At 33.7% G+C, this 20489-nt stretch carries 17 protein-coding genes and 1 pseudogene; 10 read left to right on the forward strand and 8 right to left on the reverse strand.

What is annotated here, in order from left to right; translation table 11 throughout:
- Positions 1–133: 133 nt before the first annotated feature.
- Together ACQKNR_RS24835 and ACQKNR_RS24840 are read right to left on the reverse strand one after the other, a co-directional pair.
- Entirely contained in the window at positions 134–1591 is a 1458-nt protein-coding gene (locus tag ACQKNR_RS24835) for an ArnT family glycosyltransferase (RefSeq protein ID WP_427321535.1), read from the reverse strand.
- 91 nt (positions 1592–1682) lie between these two features.
- The gene (locus ACQKNR_RS24840; protein ID WP_427321537.1) at positions 1683–3236 is read right to left on the reverse strand and encodes an ABC-F family ATP-binding cassette domain-containing protein; all 1554 of its coding nucleotides are present in this window, start codon (positions 3234–3236) and stop codon (positions 1683–1685) included.
- A gap of 171 nt (positions 3237–3407) precedes the next feature.
- Between ACQKNR_RS24840 and ACQKNR_RS24845 the strand changes: the two genes are divergently transcribed.
- Entirely contained in the window at positions 3408–3980 is a 573-nt protein-coding gene (locus ACQKNR_RS24845) for a TetR/AcrR family transcriptional regulator (protein ID WP_427321539.1), read from the forward strand.
- Positions 3981–4034: 54 nt separating this feature from the next.
- Positions 4035–4967 (forward strand): NAD(P)H-binding protein, encoded by a 933-nt coding sequence (locus ACQKNR_RS24850; protein ID WP_427321541.1) that lies wholly within the window; start codon positions 4035–4037, stop codon positions 4965–4967.
- 66 nt (positions 4968–5033) lie between these two features.
- On the opposite strand, the gene ACQKNR_RS24855 is transcribed toward ACQKNR_RS24850, so the two are convergent.
- From ACQKNR_RS24855 to ACQKNR_RS24865, 3 genes are all read right to left on the reverse strand, one after another.
- Positions 5034–5855 carry a glycosyltransferase family 2 protein gene (locus tag ACQKNR_RS24855; protein WP_427321543.1) on the reverse strand — a complete coding sequence of 274 codons (822 nt, stop codon included), beginning with the start codon at positions 5853–5855 and terminating at the stop codon, positions 5034–5036.
- A gap of 29 nt (positions 5856–5884) precedes the next feature.
- Positions 5885–7339 (reverse strand): oligosaccharide flippase family protein, encoded by a 1455-nt coding sequence (locus tag ACQKNR_RS24860; protein ID WP_427321545.1) that lies wholly within the window; start codon positions 7337–7339, stop codon positions 5885–5887.
- Between the two features lie 453 nt (positions 7340–7792).
- Entirely contained in the window at positions 7793–8305 is a 513-nt protein-coding gene (locus ACQKNR_RS24865) for an acyl-CoA thioesterase (protein ID WP_427321547.1), read from the reverse strand.
- A gap of 320 nt (positions 8306–8625) precedes the next feature.
- On the opposite strand from ACQKNR_RS24865, the gene ACQKNR_RS24870 reads away from it, so the two are divergent.
- Entirely contained in the window at positions 8626–9939 is a 1314-nt protein-coding gene (locus ACQKNR_RS24870; RefSeq protein ID WP_427321549.1) for an ArnT family glycosyltransferase, read from the forward strand.
- A 92-nt stretch (positions 9940–10031) separates the two neighbouring features.
- Here the strand turns inward: ACQKNR_RS24870 and ACQKNR_RS24875 are convergent, their stop codons facing one another.
- From ACQKNR_RS24875 to ACQKNR_RS24885, 3 genes and pseudogenes are all read right to left on the reverse strand, one after another.
- The gene (locus ACQKNR_RS24875) at positions 10032–10733 is read right to left on the reverse strand and encodes a methyl-accepting chemotaxis protein (RefSeq protein ID WP_427321652.1); all 702 of its coding nucleotides are present in this window, start codon (positions 10731–10733) and stop codon (positions 10032–10034) included.
- Between the two features lie 102 nt (positions 10734–10835).
- A pseudogene (locus tag ACQKNR_RS24880) lies at positions 10836–11330 on the reverse strand (protoglobin family protein); the annotation flags it as partial.
- 125 nt (positions 11331–11455) lie between these two features.
- Complete coding sequence (locus ACQKNR_RS24885; protein WP_427321551.1) at positions 11456–12088, reverse strand: trimeric intracellular cation channel family protein; 633 nt, start codon at positions 12086–12088, stop codon at positions 11456–11458.
- Positions 12089–12359: 271 nt separating this feature from the next.
- Between ACQKNR_RS24885 and ACQKNR_RS24890 the strand changes: the two genes are divergently transcribed.
- The 7 genes from ACQKNR_RS24890 (at position 12360) to ACQKNR_RS24920 (ending at position 20454) form a co-directional block, all read left to right on the forward strand.
- Complete coding sequence (locus tag ACQKNR_RS24890) at positions 12360–13766, forward strand: O-antigen ligase family protein (RefSeq protein WP_427321553.1); 1407 nt, start codon at positions 12360–12362, stop codon at positions 13764–13766.
- 75 nt (positions 13767–13841) lie between these two features.
- Positions 13842–14942, forward strand: coding sequence for a glycosyltransferase family 4 protein (locus ACQKNR_RS24895; protein WP_427321555.1), 1101 nt, complete (start codon positions 13842–13844; stop codon positions 14940–14942).
- 15 nt (positions 14943–14957) lie between these two features.
- Complete coding sequence (locus ACQKNR_RS24900) at positions 14958–15698, forward strand: WecB/TagA/CpsF family glycosyltransferase (RefSeq protein WP_427321557.1); 741 nt, start codon at positions 14958–14960, stop codon at positions 15696–15698.
- Positions 15699–16003: 305 nt separating this feature from the next.
- Positions 16004–17203, forward strand: coding sequence for an MFS transporter (locus ACQKNR_RS24905; protein ID WP_427321559.1), 1200 nt, complete (start codon positions 16004–16006; stop codon positions 17201–17203).
- 140 nt (positions 17204–17343) lie between these two features.
- Entirely contained in the window at positions 17344–18060 is a 717-nt protein-coding gene (locus tag ACQKNR_RS24910) for a LytR/AlgR family response regulator transcription factor (protein ID WP_427321561.1), read from the forward strand.
- A 122-nt stretch (positions 18061–18182) separates the two neighbouring features.
- Positions 18183–20258 carry a carbon starvation protein CstA gene (cstA, locus tag ACQKNR_RS24915; protein ID WP_427321563.1) on the forward strand — a complete coding sequence of 692 codons (2076 nt, stop codon included), beginning with the start codon at positions 18183–18185 and terminating at the stop codon, positions 20256–20258.
- Complete coding sequence (locus ACQKNR_RS24920) at positions 20251–20454, forward strand: YbdD/YjiX family protein (RefSeq protein ID WP_427321565.1); 204 nt, start codon at positions 20251–20253, stop codon at positions 20452–20454. The genes cstA and ACQKNR_RS24920 overlap by 8 nt, the downstream gene beginning before the upstream one ends.
- Positions 20455–20489 lie beyond the last annotated feature (35 nt).

Below are 20489 nucleotides of genomic sequence, written 5' to 3' on the forward strand. Positions count from 1 at the left end.
TAGGGCGTTTCCTGTTCAAAATTGAACAAGAAGCGCCCTATCTTTCTCGAAAATGAATTTATTTATAAAAAACGCAAGTTTTTCAGTGCCCTCGTGTTGCACCGAGCTCACGCCTTTTTTATTTGGCTTTATTTTATATTTTTGTAGTCTTTCTTTTAGACATGAGACGATAAACTACATATAGTCCATAACCTTGAATGATTGTAAAGCTAGGGATGATAAAATATCGATATCTTGTTTGATATTCGATTAAGAAGTGAATCGTTATATAACCAATTATTAATAATAAAAATAGCGTGTAATGTGTGTTGTTTTGCTTAGTTAATATGAGATAAAGGGTTGCTAACGTACCAAATAACATAGTTGTGATATATATATACTTGTCGTATGTCTTAAGGTCGTCTTGTAAGGTAACCATATCACTCTCTGTGTTACTTAGTGTTGCTAGGCTCCATACTGGGGCGGAATCATAATCTGCCCACATAATCGTGAATTTATCACCAAATAAAGATAAAACCTTTTGTGGATCAGCTAGTCGCTCTTGAATCAATTTCTTCTCAACGGCTTCTCGTTCTTTTCCAAGCTCAAAGGACATAACATATTCTACATCTGCTGAAGAATATCCACCTCTTGTTTCGTGATTAAGTCCTACTGTGAATTTCCAGAGAGGATCCCGGTTAGATAGCGGATATTGGGTAATTCCGGCAGATATAAATGAAGAACTTATAATGTAATGAACAAGGTAAAAAACGATGAAAATCCCAGACAATTTTTTTATAGAAGTTAAAATATCCTGTTTTGATTTTCCTAATATACCTTGTAAAAAGACATAAAGAGCTACTGCAATCAAAACTAAAGCGCCAAGTGGACGCATAATATCTCCTAAAGCTAGGGAGATCCCTATAAAAATCCACATATATTTATGGGTTAGGCCTTTTGTAATTAATAAATAAAACCCAAGATAAAATAGGAATGTGGCAATATGTTGATTCGTTAGTACTGAGCTCATTACAATGCTTGGGATATATAATGCATATAGTAATCCAGCCATTCTTCCAGACCATTCATTAAAAACATAGGAAGTTATTTTGTAAATTAGCAATGTTGTTCCTGTGCAATACATTATATTTAAAAGTTTTAGAAGGAAAGGCCCTTCACCGAATAACTTAATAATGAAGGCTTGGTACATTGTAAATCCAAGTTGATAAACCCATGAAGTATAATAGTCATCTTGTGCAAAACTAAAATCGCCTTTAGTAGCTTGAATAGCACTATTGTACATCACTGAAAAATCTGATTCGATAGGAGTTGGAACGTTGAGAACCCAAATTAATCGAACGGAAAAAGCTAAAATAATAAGTAAAACGGTAAATATAAATGTAGACATATACTTATTAGAAATATAGCCAATAAGCAAAAATAGAAGACCTATTAGAATAATAATCGGGATTATAATAAAGGAAAGTGTGTCGGTTTTTTCTTGAATTACGCTTATTGATTGCCACGTTATAGCAGCAGAAATAATTAGACACAGTACTAATAAGCACTTTACAAAAAATGTATTAAGCTTTAGGGGGAATGTGCGTTGCATTATTAAAAACTCCTTATCAAATTGTATGGTTATTTTAAAACGAAATCCCTTTACACACTAAATATCAGTGTAAAGGGATGTTTTTAGGCGATTAAGAATTTTCTTGGGCCCACTTTTCTACATCCCAAGTTTTTGTGACCCAATCTTCATAAAAGTCCGGTTCGTGACATACAAGGAGAATTGTTCCTTTATATGCTTTCATCGCTTTCTTTAATTCGTCTTTAGCTGTAACATCAAGGTGGTTTGTTGGCTCATCAAAGAGTAACCAGTTGCTTTCTTCACCCATTAGTTTACATAAACGAACTTTTGCTTGTTCGCCACCGCTTAATTGATTCAGTGGACGAGAAATGTGTTCGTTTTTTAAACCGCATTTCGCTAACATCGCACGTACTTGATGTTGGTCTAAACTAGGGAATGTATTCCAAACATCATCAATTGGTGTTATATTATCAGCTTTCACTTCTTGCTCGAAGTACGATGGGTTTAAGAAGTCACCAAGACTTGTTTTTCCGTTTAATGGTTTAATTTTACCTAAAATTGTTTTTAAAAGTGTTGATTTACCGACACCATTACATCCAACAATTGCAATTTTTTCACCACGTTCAATTGTCATTGTTAATTTTGGTAATAACGGATGTGTATATCCAATTTCTACATTTTCCCCTTCAAAGACGAATCGACTACTTGCACGACTTTCTTTAAATGAGAACTCAGGTTTAATAGCTGTTTCAGGACGATCGATACGTTCCATACGATCAAGTTGTTTTTGACGGCTCTTTGCACGGCCTGTCGTTGAGTAACGAGCTTTATTTTTCGCAATAAAATCTTCTTGCTTTTTAATAAACTCTCGTTGCTTTTCATAAGCGTTTATATGTTGGTTTTTATTGATTTCTGCTAGCTCTAAGAATTTTTCATATGTCGCTGTATAACGCGTCATTTTTGTGAATTCTAGATGGAAAATAACATCGACACATTTATTCATAAATTCCGTATCATGGGAAATTAATAGGAATGCATGTGGATATTCTTTTAAATAAGTTGTTAACCAATGAATATGTTCAACGTCTAAATAGTTGGTAGGCTCATCTAATAGTAGTACTTCTGGTTGCTCAAGTAGTAACTTTGCAAGTAATACTTTTGTACGTTGTCCACCACTTAATGCAGCAACATCACGATCTAAACCAATTGCGTCAATTCCAAGACCACGCGCTGCTTCTTCAATTTTAATATCTAATAAATAGAAACCACCTGCTTCAAGGGCATCTTGAATTTCTGCCATTTGCTCAAGAAGCTCTTCTAATTCTTCTGGTGTAGCAGTTCCCATTTTTTCTGTAACTTCGTTTAAAGCTTTTTCTTTTTCAAATAAAGGTAAAAACGCATCTGCTAATACATCACGAATTGTGCGACCAGGTGTTAAGATTGTATGTTGGTCTAAGTAACCGTAATTTGTACCAGGTGTCCATTCTACACGACCTTCATCATGGATAAGCTGACCAGTAATTATATTCATAAATGTTGATTTACCAACACCGTTTGCTCCAACTAATCCAACATGTTCCCCTGCAAGTAAGCGCATGGATACATCTTTAAATAATGTACGATCACCAAATGTATGGCCTAATTTTTCAACAGTTAATAAGCTCATAATGTCCTCCGTTCATTTCTAAATAGTGTCTTGAATCATGATACTAAATTCTTTGATAGAATGCTATCATTTCAAAAATGTATATTTTTATAAAAACAGATAGTTGCATTATTTTGGAAAAAATATATAATGTAATTGAACGGTGGTTAATTAAATTGTGAGGTATAAAAAATGTCGCCAAGAAGAGCAGTTAAACAAGAGTTAACAAGAGAAATGATTATGAACGTAGCAAGAGATTTATTCGTGCAGCAAGGATATCAACACACTTCAATGCGTAAAATTGCGACGGAACTAGGATATAGCCATGGTTCAATTTATTACCATTTTAAAAATAAGGCCGAACTTTTTTATGCGATGGTAGAACAAGACTTTCGATTGTTAAATAAAAAGTTAGATGAAATTAGTAAAAGAAACTTATCTCAAGAGGAGCAGTTAAAAGCAGTTTTATTTGGTTATATAGAGTTTGGTTTGAAAAATCAAAGTCATTACGAAATTATGTTTTTAATTAAAGATGAAGAGCTAAAGGAATGTTTAGCAGACGGTCCAAATGTTAGTTATGAAAAGTTTGCAAAGGTTATTTTTTCTTTATGTAATAAAAAAATAGATACAATGACAATATGGTCTGTCTTTTTATCATTACATGGGTTTGTCGCACATTATTGCGGAAGTGGGCAAACATTTGACGAGTTAAAGGGGCTCGCTCAAATGCATGTAGAGTTTATTTCAAAATCGCTTCTAATGTAAGTGATTTTATTTTTATAATTAATTGAACGGTGGTTAATTAAAGGGGGAATTGTGATGAAAAAGGCGTTAGTACTGGGAGCATCTGGAGCAATGGGATATGCGATTACAAAGGAGTTGTGTAATAGAGGGATTGATGTGATTGCTTTTGCAAGAAATAAGGGGAAGTTGGAGAATTTATTTCAAGGAGAAGAACATATACAAACAGTAGCAGGGGACGTATTTGTAAAGGTGGATATATTGGATGCCGCAAAAGACGTAGATGCTATATTTCATGCTGTAAATATCCCATATTCAGATTGGGAAGAGAAACAACCCAAATTATTAAAGAATATATTAGAAGTAACAAAAGAGAAGGATATTAAGTTAGGAATCGTTGATAACATTTATGCATATGGAAGGCAAAATCAAGGTCTTGTTAAAGAAGATGTAGAAAAGAAGCCTCATACGAAGAAGGGGAAAATTCGATTGCAACTTGAAATGATGGCAAAAAAGAGTGGGGCCAAAATGTTTATTGCTCATTTCCCGGATTTTTACGGTCCAAAAGCAGAAAGTACACTCGTTCATCATACTTTAAATGGCGTACTGGCAAATAAAATGTCTAGCTTTGTTGGAGATAAGCGGATTGCGCGTGAGTACATTTTTACGCCAGATGGTGCGAAAGCAATGGTTGAGTTAGCGCTATGCGATGAGGCTTATGGGCAACATTGGAACATACCAGGTTGTGGTGTTATTACAGGAGAAGAGATGGTTCAACATATACGTGAATTAACGGGATATACAAAACGAGTAATGACTGTAAAAAGAGGTATGATCAAGTTCATTGGTTTATTTGATAAGCAGATGAAAGAATATGTAGAAATGCTATATTTGACAGAAAATCCAGTTGTATTGAGTGGAGAGAAATATGAAATGCTTATTGGAGAATTACCGAAAACACCTTACCGCGAAGGATTAAAGGAAACCATTTTATCCATGCGAGGGGAATAAAAAACAAGGTGTAACCATTTAATAAAAATGGTTACACCTTGTTCATATTCATAGGGAGTATATAGCTTATTTTAAATATCCACGAATAATCCCGCGTAAGCGATTCGCGTGGAATTTACGCTTATCATTAGAGATGTTTTGTGTCATGCGGAATGTTGCCGCAGCGACAGCACGTAAGAAATAAGGGAATCCATAATGTAAACGAATAACTCTACCAAAACCACCAGCATAAGAAATAGCACGTTTTAATGATTGCTCATTTATAACTTCTTCTTTTACAGGATGATATACGAACAGGTCTTTTCTAAATAGACCTGTATAATTTTGTTTCATGCCACGTAGTACAAAGTCAGTTTCTTCACCAGCCCCATAAATTGTTCCAGAGCCAACACCTAAATCTTCATCAAATGTACCTACATCTTGTACAAATTGTTTTGTGAAGAATAGTGTGAAAGAAGGTCCCATGAATCCATATTTATTATTTAAAATAATGTCTGTATTCGGTGCGTGTATTAAAGAACCCGTTCCTTCAACATTTGTAGTGTTTGTTGATATAAATTGAATATCTTTATTAGAGTTGAAGGTTTCTAATATACTTTCTAATACGTTTGTTTCATAAATACAATCATCATCTGGAAAGGCGATGATATCGCCATCAGCTACTTGTAAGCCTGTATTACGAGCTCTAGATAGCCCTTTAATAGGTGTATAAATGTAGTTAATGGGAAACTTTTCTTTGTATTCATCAAAGAGATCAGAAATTGGATTATCATTTTGATCTACTACAATGAGCTCGAAATTTTGGTAAGTTTGTTTTTCAAGTGACTCCAGTAAGTCAAGAATATCATCACGTCTGCCACAAGTAGCCATGATTAAAGAGAATTTCAATTTTAACAGCTCCTTTTAAGAATTTACGTTTAAGCTTTTTTAAATCGTGCTTGTATTTTTTCTATTAGGGTAAAGAGAATTTCATCCTTTGTTATGAAAAGGATAAGGGCATATGTTAATCCGCACGCTATTATCACTAGGACAACTTGTAGTATTTGTCCAGATACGATCATATTAATAACGAATGCTATTGGTACAAATGTTAGTGAATAAAATAGATATTTAAGTTTTTGTATATCGAATAATGTATAATTCACTTTTAATTTCTTTTTCACATAAATATATTCAAATGTGATTAAGAAACAATTCGCAATTGTTGTTGTGAAAATTGCGGTTGTTGGTGTAAGTACATGGAAGAATATTAGTGCAATATTGGATGCTAAGTTGATAAATCCGCAAATAAATAAAAATCGCACTAAAATGCTTTCTTTCTTTTTCACATAGATAATTTGATTCGATAAAATGGACTCAATACCAACTGTAATCATATAGAAGGCGAAAACAATTAATGTATTACCAGCCCCAGCAAATTCTTGTCCACCGTAAATAACAACAGCTCCATGAGCAATGAGCATTAAACCAATTGCGGCAGGGAATAGGGTAATGAAATATACTTTTGAAATTTTATTTAATAAAGATTCATACTCCATTTCAGATGCATTTCCTGATAGATAAGACAGCCTTGGAACGGTTACTTGTACAACACTTAACATAAGTGTATTAATAATGGTCATAATTTGAAATGCCATTACGTAGTATGCAACTTCTACTTTTCCGACATATTCCCCTAAAACAAGACGATCTAATTGTGTATATAAAATATTAGCATTTGAAAAAATCACGACTAATAGTAACGGTTTTAAATGAGGAATAATAGTTAAGTCGGAAAAATCAAATTTGACTTGGCGTTTCACATATACAAAACTAATGGAGTGATTTAAAAATGTCGATAATACTAATAAACCAGCAAATGTTTTATAATCGTCAACTCCATGAACCAAAGAGAAAAGAAGAACAACATAGATTAATCGAACGATAACTGTTTTTTTAGTGATGAAGTCATAATTTTCATATGCTTCATTGAACCATTCCACATAAAACATGTTGGAAATAAAATTGAAACCGAAAATAAGAAGAACAGGAAATAAACTTTCATGTCCATATCCAATATAACTAAAAAGTACAAAGGCTAATAAGGCCAAAATACTAGTTGTAAAGTTAATTACATAGAGACTTGTAAATAACTTAGAAACTTTTCTTTTATCGTTTTTAATTAAGCTGATTTCACGTAAACCATATTGATATACACCAAATACGGCAAATACGAAAAAGTAATTAAAAAGAGTTTCAGCAAAGTTAACTGTTCCTATTGAATTTGCTCCTAACGTTCGATATGCGTAAGGACCAACTAGAATTGGAAGTATAATATTAAACGTGTTGAGCAGTATTTTATAAAAAATATTTGAAGCAATTGATTTCTGCATAATTTCACCTTTCCATTAAAGTAATACAATTTAATTAAAATAGTTGTTATATTAAGGCTTTTCTAAGTAGAGCTACTTACTTCAATTTATATGAAATTGTTTTTAATTGGTAAAGCATAATGATAGATCTTGATTGTATTTTGATATAGTGAAATATAAGGTGTTTTCTACACAATTTGCAAACCTTTAAATGTGTTTGCTGACCGCCCGTATAAGTGTACCCTACATAAACTTTGTAAAGCAACTATTCCTCGAGTAGAAACGTGTTATAAGTGGGATTTTATAAATTAGAAAAAGTTAATGTAGAAATAGTTGAGCTGAGATATGTATAAAAATATTACATAATATTTGTGAAAAGATGTAGAAATTGTAGGGGAGACTAAGGCTGTTTATAAAGAAATGAGCGAATACAAGTTAGTTATCCGCTCAGAAGGTACTTTCAATATTGAAATGTTATACACTCCAAGGTTTATTTAAAGTTAATACCTCAGCCATTTCTTTGCTTTTTAAGCGTCCTTTTTTTCGGGCCTCAGCACGTTCGGAACCAGTTTTATGCAACCAATGCTCTTCCTCAGTTTCTGGTAATACTTGTGGTACAGAAGAAGGTTTTCCATCTTTTAATGCAACGAATGTAATAAAGCAAGTAGCAGCGATACGGCGTTCTCCCTCTAATAAATTTTCTGCGATTATTTTCACGAAAACCTCCATAGATGATTTCCCAGTATAGCAAACAAATGCCTCATAACAAACAGAATCAGCTTGATGAATAGGTGTTAAAAAATCAACGGAATCAATGGATGCAGTCACGCAATGCTTACGGCTATGTCTTGCTGCTGCAATAGAGGCAATACTATCAATTTCGGCTAATAATTTGCCACCAAATAATGTTTGATGGTTGTTTAAATCATTTGGAAAAACACGTGTTGTTTTAATTGCTTTTGATTCTCTCATAAATTTCTTTTCCATATAATCAGCCCCTAGTTTACATTTTCAATCAGAGTGACATGTTTTTTATGATATAAAAGGAGGATTAGTTCCTATTTGATTTTACTGGATGTTTAAACAAGTAAAATGTATGAGTAGAGGAGTAATAACGCTTCTGCAAGTATATTCATGTAACTGAAAGAAAATTTATTTTGTCTAAAGTGTAGTGTAAAAGAGGATTCGCTTACATTGCAAGTGAAAAGTGAAGACTATACATTTGTCATATAAATTCCCTACCAGCCGTACGCCTATTCATGATAGAATCGTTTTGTTATGAATGGAAATAGAGGTGCAATAGACATATGAATCATATACAAACGAATTTTTCATCTTTCTTCAGTAAAGTAATAATCGGTACGATGCTCGCATTTTTTGTTTATAGTTGTTGGTCAGCATTTGAAACAAGTAAGCAATTTTTTGGAGGAAGTACAACAAGTGTAACAATCGTATTGGCGATTTTCGTCATCCTTATATTGTTAGTGGCATCAATTTTACAATATCGTTTTACAGATAAACAATTTCTTATTTTTCTTATGAGCATATCTGTAGTTGTGAGACTTAGTACGGTTCTATTTGTAGATGTTCCGATAGTCGGTGATATGAAAGCGATGTATGAATCTGCAAAGCAGATTGCAATTGGCAATAATATAGAGAATGTAATGCAATTACCTTTTATTATTTATGAATCAACTGTTATGCGTATATTTGGTGATACGATATTTGTTTTGCAGTTATTTAATATTTTATTTTGTACAGGAACCGCATTTTTCATTTATCGTATTGCATCAATTGTTTTTGGGGAAGAATGTGGTCGTATTGCGTCTATATTTTACGCTTTATATATTCCAAATATATTTATGAGCTCCTTATTAACACAGGAATCGCTCGCAATATTTTTATTTTATTTTGCTTGTTACATACTTTTATATAAAGGATTAGATCATCCTTATATGTGGGTGTTTTCAGCGAGTCTATTTGCATTTAGCAATATGATTTTCCCAATGGGGTTATTTCTTCCTATTTTTATCTCTGTATATGTATTGTTAATTGAATTATTCCAATCAGCAACGAAACAAAAAGTGCTATTAAAGATGATAGGGATACTTATTCTATTTTATAGTACTCATTTTGGTGTGAATTATGGAATTAAGACAATGGGAATGTCACAATATACAATTTCGAATGAGATGTATGTTCAATCTGTCTTAATTGGAAAAGGTAAAAATGAGGAGAAAATGCCGAAAAATCAAAGTGTAACAGAACATATTGATCAAAAATTAAAAGAAATCGAAGATGAAAGATTTAAACTTTTAAAACCAGTAATGAATCAGTTTTCAGACGAGGGAATAAATTCTATTCTTTTCAAATGTGAAAAACTTATATATATAGCCGTGACATTATTTATGGCCATAGCTTTATTACACTTTCTTATTAAGAAACAACAAAATGAAGGATATATGTTGTTCTTATTGTTAATTAGTGGATATGTATTGTTAAGACTCTTCCAAGTAGATATGGCATATTACAATATTATTATGCCAGCTTTGTTTATTTTACAAAGTTTTGGCGTTTATATGAGTTATGTGTATTGTCAAAAAATATTTTTCAGAAAATAAAAAGAATCCATTTTGGATTCTTTTTTTGTAGATGGATGATAAGGATTAATACAAAGGGGAGATGAAGAATCTCCCCTTTGTATTGGTTCGCCTTATCGGTTTAATTCTAGCTGCAAACTATCCGCTGTTAAGGCCATTTTCGAGGAATCGTCTTGAATACTCTTCATTACCTGTGAAATAGTTTCTAACTCATTTTCAATTTTTTTATTTTGCTCTTTTGAATTAGACATATCTTTTACGATTTCTTGGAAATATTGATCCGTCGCATGCATACTATCTGTCCCATCAGATACAAGAGAACTAATTTGTTCTACGGAAGAAGAGACGTGGATAATTTGTTTATTAGTTTTTTCAACGAGTTTTGTAACGTTGGAAATGGATTCTTTCGTTTGCTCTGATAACTTTCGAATTTCCCCTGCTACAACTGAAAAACCTTTGCCAAATTCGCCAGCACGTGCAGACTCAATAGCAGCATTTAATGCGAGTAAATTTGTTTGCTCAGCGATTGATTTTACAATATCAATGATTTCGTTAATTTTATTAGAAATATCAAGAAGTTCACGAGTATCTGTAATAATAGTCTCCATATTCGTTTGAATGCTTTCCATTCGTTTGTTTTGCAGATTTAATTGTTCTTTTCCTTTATTCGCTTTTTCTTCCGATGTCGTAGCTAATGATGTACCTGTCTTTGCAATTCCTACTATATTTTCTGATCTAGATGTTAATTTTTGAATAGAAGAGCTTGTTTTTTCAGATACAGCTGCTAGTTCCGTTGCAATATGTGTAATCGTCATAGCAGTCAGTTCTTTTTCTTTTTCATGTTCTTTTTGAATTCTTTCGTATTCAGACTCATAGGCCGCAATAACAAGTTCTTGTTCTAGTGTGAATAATTTGTTTATTACATTTATAGAATAAGAGAAATCGTCTATCGTTGTAATCTTTGTTTTCAAAATCTTCATGATGGAACGGAATAATTCTTGATAGGCTGCAGTATACCATTTTCTATGTAAACCAATTTGTACATGCCTTTTTGCAATTCTAATACGTTGTTCAATAAAGTCTTCATGCATATTTCCACTGAACAATTCTTTAATATGTGTCTTTAAAGTCTGTTTTAATTTTGGAATAGAGCTGTAACGTTCAATAATAGTAATTAAATTAGGTTGTTTTGTAATATTGGTATAAAATTTTTCTGTGATCCAATCTATTTCCTCATAAATAAACGGCTGTAATACTTTTACAATTTGTAAATCTTCCTTTGAAATATGTAGCATATCCATTTGAGTTTTTAGTTCAGAATTAGCAGGCACGTTAAATATTATTTGTTGGCCTTTACTTATTTCAATTACACTGGTGTTTGTTTTATTTTTTTTAAAAACCCCAAGCATCATTCTTCCCCCTGTTTGTAAAACGTTTTCATTTTTGTATTCTTATGTAATTATATATTGTTATATGAAATTACTCTATAGTATATGGAAGTGTATATAAATATAAGAGAATTCTATTTAGAATTCTCTTAATGACCTTTATTAATTTTTGCATGTGTTTTAAAGAAAACAGGGAAATGTACATTATATATTACAGTGACGACACGGATAACGAATGTTATTAATAAACAAACGTAGAAAGCTAATACGTGCGCCCCCATTGTATGTGTGATTAAGAAGCTAATTGCTCCTAAGATAGAAGCGATTGCGTAAATCTCTTTTCGGAATACGTAAGGGATATCTTGAGCACAAATATCACGCAAAATACCGCCTCCAATACCTGTAATGACTCCCATGGAAACAACTAAAAATGAGGCGTCAACATGATGTGACATTGCCGCATTTGCCCCAATAGCTGTAAAAACACCTAAGCCAACAGCATCAGAAAGCATAATAACGACTTGTAGTTTATTGATACGCTCAAAAAACATACAAGTAAATAATGCTGATAATACGCTTACGAAAAAGTAAATGGGTTTTACAAATGCGACAGGAGGCAGGTTACCGATCATAATATCACGAATAATACCGCCGCCGAGCGCAGTAGCTACAGCTAAACAAAGGACACCGAAAAAATCTAAATCTTTTTTTAAACCAACTAATGTACCAGAAATAGCAGCGGCGATAATGCCAAGAAACGTAAATATATCGATTAATAACATGGCTGTAATCCCTTCTTCTTAAAGATATTCCAGAGAAAAAATATACACTAAAGTTATGTAAATAACAATGTATTTTCGTTACATGTAGAAAAAAAGAAAAAATAAGGAAAGAAAGCGCTTGAAAATACAAATTTGCTTTTTCTATAAGGTAAGGTTGGATAGAAATGTGAGACGTTTAATTAAAAAATATATGCTATAATAAATACTTGAAATAAGAAAAATAATAATAATTGCATAGAGTGAAATTAGGTATTAGTTATGGAGGTTCTAGATGTTAAGGGAAAGTAGTAAAAGTAATAAATTTGAAAATTTTCTATTAATCTTTATTTTGTTGCAACCCATTTTAGATTTGCTCACAGCATTCTGTATAATGGTTTTAAAAATTGATACGACTATTGGAGTTATTACCCGCTTATTCGTTATGTTTCTAAGTGGAATATATATTTTAATTCAAACAAGGAAAAGAGAGAGTATAAAATATATATCGTATATAATCCTAGTTGGAATAGTTTTCACTATTGGGTTGATAAATAATAAATTTACAAAGAATCCTATGGTGCTTACAGAAGAAATTAAATTTATAGCAAAAGCTTTATATCCGTTTGTTATGCTTACTTGCTATGTGTTTGTTTTTAAATCGTTAAAAGAAAAAGGGCATTCAAAAATGCGTGACTATATTACGTATGCATCGTTAATCATAGGAGTAGTAATGGTAGCTTCGATTGCGACGGGGACAGATTACAATAGTTATGAATGGTTGAAGTTGGGATCACGTGGTTGGTTTTATGCAGGTAACGAACTAGGCTCTATTTTAGCCATCATGTGCCCAATTGTTATTTTGTATTCAATTGAAAAAACAAAAAGTATAGGTAAAGTATACTATTGGATTCCTTCAGTTTTAGTTGTTTATTCACTATTTGCAATTGGGACAAAGGTTGGTGTAGGAGCAATCTTTGCAACAATGGCTATTGCAGTTGTTATGTGCTTTATCCAGGCATTTACACAACGTAAAGATGGAAAGAAAAATGTCTATTTATTAAACGGTTTTGTTGCAATGACTGTTTTTGTAGGCATATTGGCATATACACCTTTTTCGCCATTTATGAAAAATATGGGAGTTCATTTCCAATTGATTGAACAACAACAAAGTGCGAAACAGGAAGAGAAAAAGAAAGAGGAAGCGAAAGAGCATAAACTTCCAGCTACAGAGAAAGAAAAAGCGCAAGAAAAAGAAAGAGAGAAAGAAAAAGCAGCGGAGAAGAAGGAAGAAACTCAAGCTATTATTTTCAGTGGGCGTCAATTATTTGAGCAAATGTATAAAGATTTCTATAAGGAAGCTCCAACATCTCAGAAGTTACTAGGGATGGGTTATGCTGGTAACTATAAAGAGCAGCCGAAATTAATTGAACGCGATTTCCATGATTGGTTCTACTCTTTCGGAATTATAGGGTTTATTTTACTTATAGTGCCATTCTTATACTTTGGCATTAAATTTATTGTATGTGTGTTTACTAAGTTTAAACAAGTATTTACAGTGAGGTATGCAATGGTAGTTGCAGCGATACTGCTAGGATTAGGTATTTCATTTATCGCTGGGCATATTTTAATGGCACCTGGAGTGAGTTTTTATCTAGTGTTACTCATGGCCTATTTAATAGTTGACTTGGGAATTGAATGATAGAAAAATAAAAGCTAGCATATGTTAGCTTTTATTTTTGTTATAGTAAATAAAAATAAAATGGAGGATTAAGAAATGAAAGTGTTGCATATTAATGCTGGTGCAGAAGAAGGTGGGGGAAAAACACATATTATTTCACTTTTATCTCAGTTTCCGAAGAAAGAAGTGGAATTAATGGTATTTGAAGAAGGTGCGATCGCTAGAGAAGCGAGGGACCTTGGTATCCAAGTACATGTTTTTACTCAATCATCTCGGTACGACTTATCAATCCTTTCAAAAATAAAGTCATTTATTAATGAAAGCCAATTTGAAATTGTGCATACACATGGCGCACGAGCGAATTTCTATCTCTCCCTCTTGAAAAAAGGTATAAAAGCGAAATGGATAATGACTGTCCACAGTGATCCAACCTTGGATTTTATGAAGAGGGGATTAAAAGGATGGGTATTTACGAAGTTAAATTTACGTTCTTTCAAGAAAGTAGATTTGTTTTTTGCAATTACGGAAAATTTTAAGGAAAATATAATAAAACTCGGTGTACCAGGAGAAAAGATTTGTACAGTTTATAATGGGATTGAGTATGATAATATTCCAGCAAAACCTTATGATAAGAGTGAATTTGGCATCGATAAAGGAGTATTTACAGCCATTCAAGTAGCTCGTCTTCATCCTGTTAAAGGTCATAGCATTTTATTTGAAGCGTTACAAAAAATTAAGATTCCAAATATAAAGGTACTTTTACTTGGTGATGGACCTATAGAGATAGAATTAAAAGAGATGGTGAAACAAAAAGGCTTAGAGGATAAGGTGATTTTTCTAGGTTTCCGTACAGATTCAAAAGAATTATATGCATCTGCACACATTAATTTGTTAACCTCTTATAGTGAAAGTTTCCCCCTTGTTTTATTGGAAGCTGCAAATCAACGTTTAACATCTATTGCAACAAATGTGGGTGATATGAAAAAGTTAATAGTTGATGATACGTATGGATGGATTGTACCGATTGGTGATGTAGATTCGCTAACAATTGCATTAGAAAATGCTTATGAAAAATGGCTAAGTGGTGAATTAGAAGCGATGGGAAATCGTTTATACAATCATGCATCTACTCATTTCTCGTTAAAGAATTTGTATGAAGATACTCGTAATGCTTATAAGAAACTTTTATTGAAATAGAGAGGATAGTTAATTATGGAAGTACAAACGGTTGATATTCTAGGTGTTCCTTTCTCTACAATGACAATGGATGAAACAGTTCAATATTTAAAGGAACAATTAGAATTGGAGCAAGCTCATACTTTTCAGGTAGTAACAGCAAATCCTGAAATTGTTATGTGTGCAAAAAAAGATGAAAAGTTCCATAAAACGTTGTTAAATACGGATTTGATTACACCTGATGGTATTGGAGTTGTAAAAGCAAGCGGTATGCTTGGCACGCCTTTAAAAGAACGGGTAGCAGGGTTTGATTTAATGTGTAATTTATTTGCGAAGTTATCAGAAGAGCATAAACCAGTATCTGTTTTCTTATTAGGTGCAAAACCACATGTTGTACAAGCTGCAGCAGATCATTTAACGAAGACATATTCGGCCGTATCTATTGTGGGTACACAAGATGGATATTTTAAACAAGAAGAAGAGGAAAATATTGTTTCTCGTATTCAAGAAGCAAAACCAGATCTATTACTTGTTGCACTTGGTTTCCCAAGACAAGAAAACTTTATCCAAAACAATAAGCATCGTTTAGAAACAAAAATGGCTGTTGGAGTAGGTGGTAGTTTGGATGTTTGGGCTGGAGAGGTAAAGCGTGCTCCAAAATGGATTCAAGCGATTCATTTAGAGTGGTTTTACAGATTATGTAGTAATCCAACACGCTGGCGTCGTCAGCTAGTATTAGCGGAATTTTTAAAAGAGGTAATGCGTTCAAAAAAGTAGCGGAACATCGCTACTTTTTTATTTGTTCATTTTTGATAAAGTGAAACTTTAATCAGTGGGGGCTTTGTTCATCCCCCACTGATTATTAGTTGAACCAATCGGGCGTTTACGGGCAGTTGATCTCCCAACTAACTTCTTTGCTCTAGCTGGATTTTGAGGTGGGAGTTTTACTGCCCGTTAATGCGGGATAAATACTTTGCTTTTTGGGAATGATGAAGGAGAATTTTTTACACGAAAATATTTTACTTATACAATTCACACATGTAAAATGATGTGTAAAGACACCTGTGTGAGGAGGACTTCTTGTGGGTAAGGTAAAAGAAATTTCAAAGCGAAAGCTACTTGGTATAGCGGGGCTTGGATGGCTGTTTGATGCAATGGATGTCGGAATGCTTTCATTTGTAATGGTAGCACTGCAAAAAGATTGGGGATTAAGTACTCAAGAAATGGGCTGGATAGGTAGCATTAATTCAATTGGTATGGCAGTAGGAGCGCTCCTTTTTGGGATACTATCAGATAAAATAGGGCGGAAATCAGTCTTTATTATTACATTATTACTATTTTCTATCGGTAGTGGTTTAACTGCTTTAACGACGACACTCGCGATGTTCCTCGTTTTGCGATTTTTAATTGGTATGGGGCTTGGCGGAGAGCTTCCAGTTGCCTCTACGCTAGTATCAGAGAGTGTTGAAGCACATGAACGCGGCAAAATAGTTGTGCTATTAGAAAGTTTTTGGGCAGGTGGCTGGTTAATTGCAGCTCTTATCTCATATTTCATTATTCCGAAATATGGTTGGGAAGTTGCGATGGTATTGAGTGCAGTTCCGGCACTATATGCTTTATATTTAAGATGGAATTTACCAGATTCCCCGAGATTCCAAAAGGTTGAAAAAAGACCATCTGTTATCGAAAATATAAAGTCAGTTTGGTCTGGGGAGTATCGTAAAGCAACAATTATGCTATGGATTCTATGGTTTTGTGTTGTCTTTTCCTATTATGGAATGTTTCTTTGGTTACCTAGTGTAATGGTATTAAAAGGATTTAGTTTAATAAAAAGTTTCCAGTACGTACTCATTATGACATTAGCTCAACTTCCAGGGTATTTTACAGCTGCTTGGTTTATTGAACGCCTTGGTCGTAAATTTGTTTTGGTTACGTATTTAATCGGTACAGCGTGCAGCGCTTATTTGTTTGGAGTTGCGGATTCATTAACAGTTTTAATCGTGGCAGGTATGTTACTATCCTTCTTTAATTTAGGTGCTTGGGGTGCATTATACGCTTATACACCTGAACAGTATCCAACGGTGATTCGTGGTACAGGTGCAGGGATGGCAGCAGCATTCGGCCGTATTGGTGGTATTATCGGGCCACTATTAGTGGGATACTTAGTTGCTTCACAAGCTTCGCTATCACTAATATTTACGATTTTTTGTGGATCAATTTTAATTGGAGCATTTGCTGTAATTGTACTTGGGCAAGAAACGAAGCAACGGGAATTAATATAAAAGGATAGGGGAACCGTGGTGGTTTCCTTTTTTCTGTTTTTTTAGATAAATAATGGTATAGTAAGAAAAAGGGATTGTTTCTTATAAAAGCGAATGTATACAATAGGACATACGGACAAAAGAATTAGGTGGTTGAAGAAATGAAAATTTTACTGATCATGGAAAATGCAGAAGAACGAAGAGTTTTAGCTGAAAAATTTACTGAAAATATGCGAAATGTAGAATGTTTTGAAGCAAAGACAGGAACAGAATCTTTATTTATGATGAAAAAACATACACCAGATTTTGTTTTTTTAAATTCAACATTATTAGATGGTACGGGTTTTGAATATGCGAGTTTATTACGGGAAGTAAATTGCTATACGAAATTTATTTTTATGGGTGAAGATATAGAAGAATCCATTACAGCTTTTCGTTTCCAAGCATTTTATTATTTACTACGACCATTTCGTGAAGAAGATTTACAATTTCTCTTATATAGAATGGGTAAAGAGCAAGGTGAGAGAGCAAAGAGTTATTTGCGAAAACTACCGATAGAAGGTCAAGAAGGAATTCGTTATATTTTCCCGGAGGATATTGTATACGTAAGTAAAAATAAGGAAAATAAAACAGTTTCAATTTATACAACAAATAATCAGTATATTTCAACATATACACTTCAGGAATTAGAAAATAAACTAAATGCATATGATTTTTTACGTGTACATAAAAGCTATTTAATTAATATGTCATATGTACAAGAACTGAAACCTTACTATAATGGCACGTATAATTTGTATTTAGATAGGTATGATGAGCAACCGATTCCAGTCAGTCGTAATTACGTAAAACGCCTTCGAAATAAAATTGAATTATAGCAGGTAATGAGAGTATTTTAACATGATAAACTAAAAATCCTTCATGATAAGGAGGATTCAACTTAAATATTCAGAAAATTTAGTACAATCACCACTAAGAAGTAGTATTGGGGGGATTGTATGTGAAGACATTGAAGTCAATCTTACTTTGGGGAGTTATTGCAGCAGTAGGAGCAGGTGCGTTTGGAGTAATAGCTTTATCACAAGGTGAAACAATTAATGCTGTATGGCTTTTAGTAGCTGCGGTATGTGTATATGCAGTTGCTTATCGGTTTTATAGTAGATTTATAGCGAGAAAAGTTTTTGGCTTAGATAATAATCGCCAAACACCAGCCCATACATTAAATGATGGGAAAGACTATGTTCCGACAAATAAGTGGGTATTATTCGGGCATCATTTTGCAGCAATTGCTGGGGCGGGACCTTTAGTAGGACCGATTCTGGCGGCACAAATGGGATATTTACCAGGGACAATTTGGATTATTGTTGGGGTAGTTGTCGCTGGAGCTGTACAAGATTTTGTAATTTTATTTGCTTCGATGAGACGTAATGGTAAATCATTAGGAGAAATGATTAAAGATGAGATTGGTCCTGTTACAGGGTTAATTGCAATGATAGGTATTTTAGGAATTATGATTATTTTATTAGCGGTATTAGCATTAGTAGTAGTAAAGGCACTTATCGGAAGTCCTTGGGGAATGTTTACAATAGCAGCAACGATTCCTATCGCTATTTTAATGGGAGTTTACATGCGCTACATTAGACCTGGAAGGGTCGGTGAAGGATCAGTAATTGGTATTATTCTACTTATTTTATCTCTTGTTGGAGGACAATATGTAGCTGAAAACCCAACACTTGCAAGTATGTTTACGTTTAGTGGTGAAACGATTGCTATTATGCTCATTGTATACGGATTTATTGCATCGGCATTGCCCGTTTGGATGCTTTTAGCGCCGCGTGATTATTTAAGCACATTTTTAAAAGTGGGAACAATTGTTGGATTGGCTATTGGTATTTTAATTGTAGCACCAGATTTAAAAATGCCAGCAGTTTCACAATTTATCGATGGAACAGGTCCTGTTTTCTCTGGGAACTTATTCCCGTTCTTATTTATTACGATTGCCTGTGGTGCGGTGTCTGGATTCCATGCTCTCGTTTCATCAGGTACGACGCCAAAAATGATTGAACAAGAGGGACATGCACAACCGATTGGTTATGGAGCGATGTTAATGGAGTCATTCGTAGCAGCGATGGCTATGATAGCGGCGTGTGTATTAACGCCAGGAACTTATTTTGCAATTAATAGTCCGGCAGCACTTATCGGTACGGATGTATCGCAGGCGGCTCAAGTTATTTCTTCATGGGGATTTGCTATTACACCAAATGAATTAAAAGATCTTGCTGTAAACGTTGGAGAGCAAACGATTTTATCACGTACAGGTGGTGCACCAACGTTAGCGATAGGTATGGCACATATTTTCTCACAAGTAATAGGTGGAACGGCAATGATGGCATTTTGGTATCATTTTGCTATTCTCTTTGAAGCTCTATTTATTTTAACAACGATTGATGCAGGAACGCGTGTAGGACGATTTATGATTCAAGATATTTTAGGGCATGTATATAAACCGTTTGCGAAAACGGATTCTACATTAGCGAATGTAATAGCTACAACGTTATGTGTATTAGGATGGGGATATTTCTTATACCAAGGGGTCGTAGATCCGCTTGGTGGAATTAATACATTATGGCCACTTTTCGGTATTGCAAATCAAATGTTAGCAGGTATTGCATTATTACTTGGAACGACAATTTTGTTCAAAATGGGGAAAAAGGCATATGTTTGGGTGACACTTATTCCAACTGTCGGATTGCTTATTGTAACAATGACAGCTGGTTATCAAAAGTTGTTTCATGAAAATCCTAAAATAGGATTTTTATCCCACGCAAAGGTGTTTCAGGGAGCGTTAAATGAGGGGAAAGTGTTAGCGCCAGCTAAAAATGTCGCTCAGATGAAGCAAATTATTTTCAATGATTATATTGATGCAGCACTATGCGGGATTTTTATGATAGTTGTAATTGCTGTATTAATTTCTGCACTTCGAATTTGGATTCAAGTAATAAGAAATAAGCCGATGCCGTTAAAAGAGGCGCCATATATTCCTAGAGATGAAAGTGAGTCGAGGAACTATGCTTAAAAGAATGTGGCGAGTATGGGGAAAAAGGAAACAATTTATTAGTTTACTTGTTGGAGTACCCAGTTATGAAATATATGTAGACCATATGAAAAAGCATCATCCGGAAAAAGAGGTGGTATGTCAAAAACAATTCTTTGCTGAGGCGCAAGAAGCTAGATTTAATGCAAAAGACGGAAAGATATCACGTTGCTGTTAATAAAAAGGACGAATTTTCGTCCTTTTTATTTTTTG

This window comes from Bacillus sp. NPDC094077, from assembly GCF_050279465.1.
In the GTDB taxonomy this organism is placed as follows: Bacteria; Bacillota; Bacilli; order Bacillales; family Bacillaceae_G; genus Bacillus_A.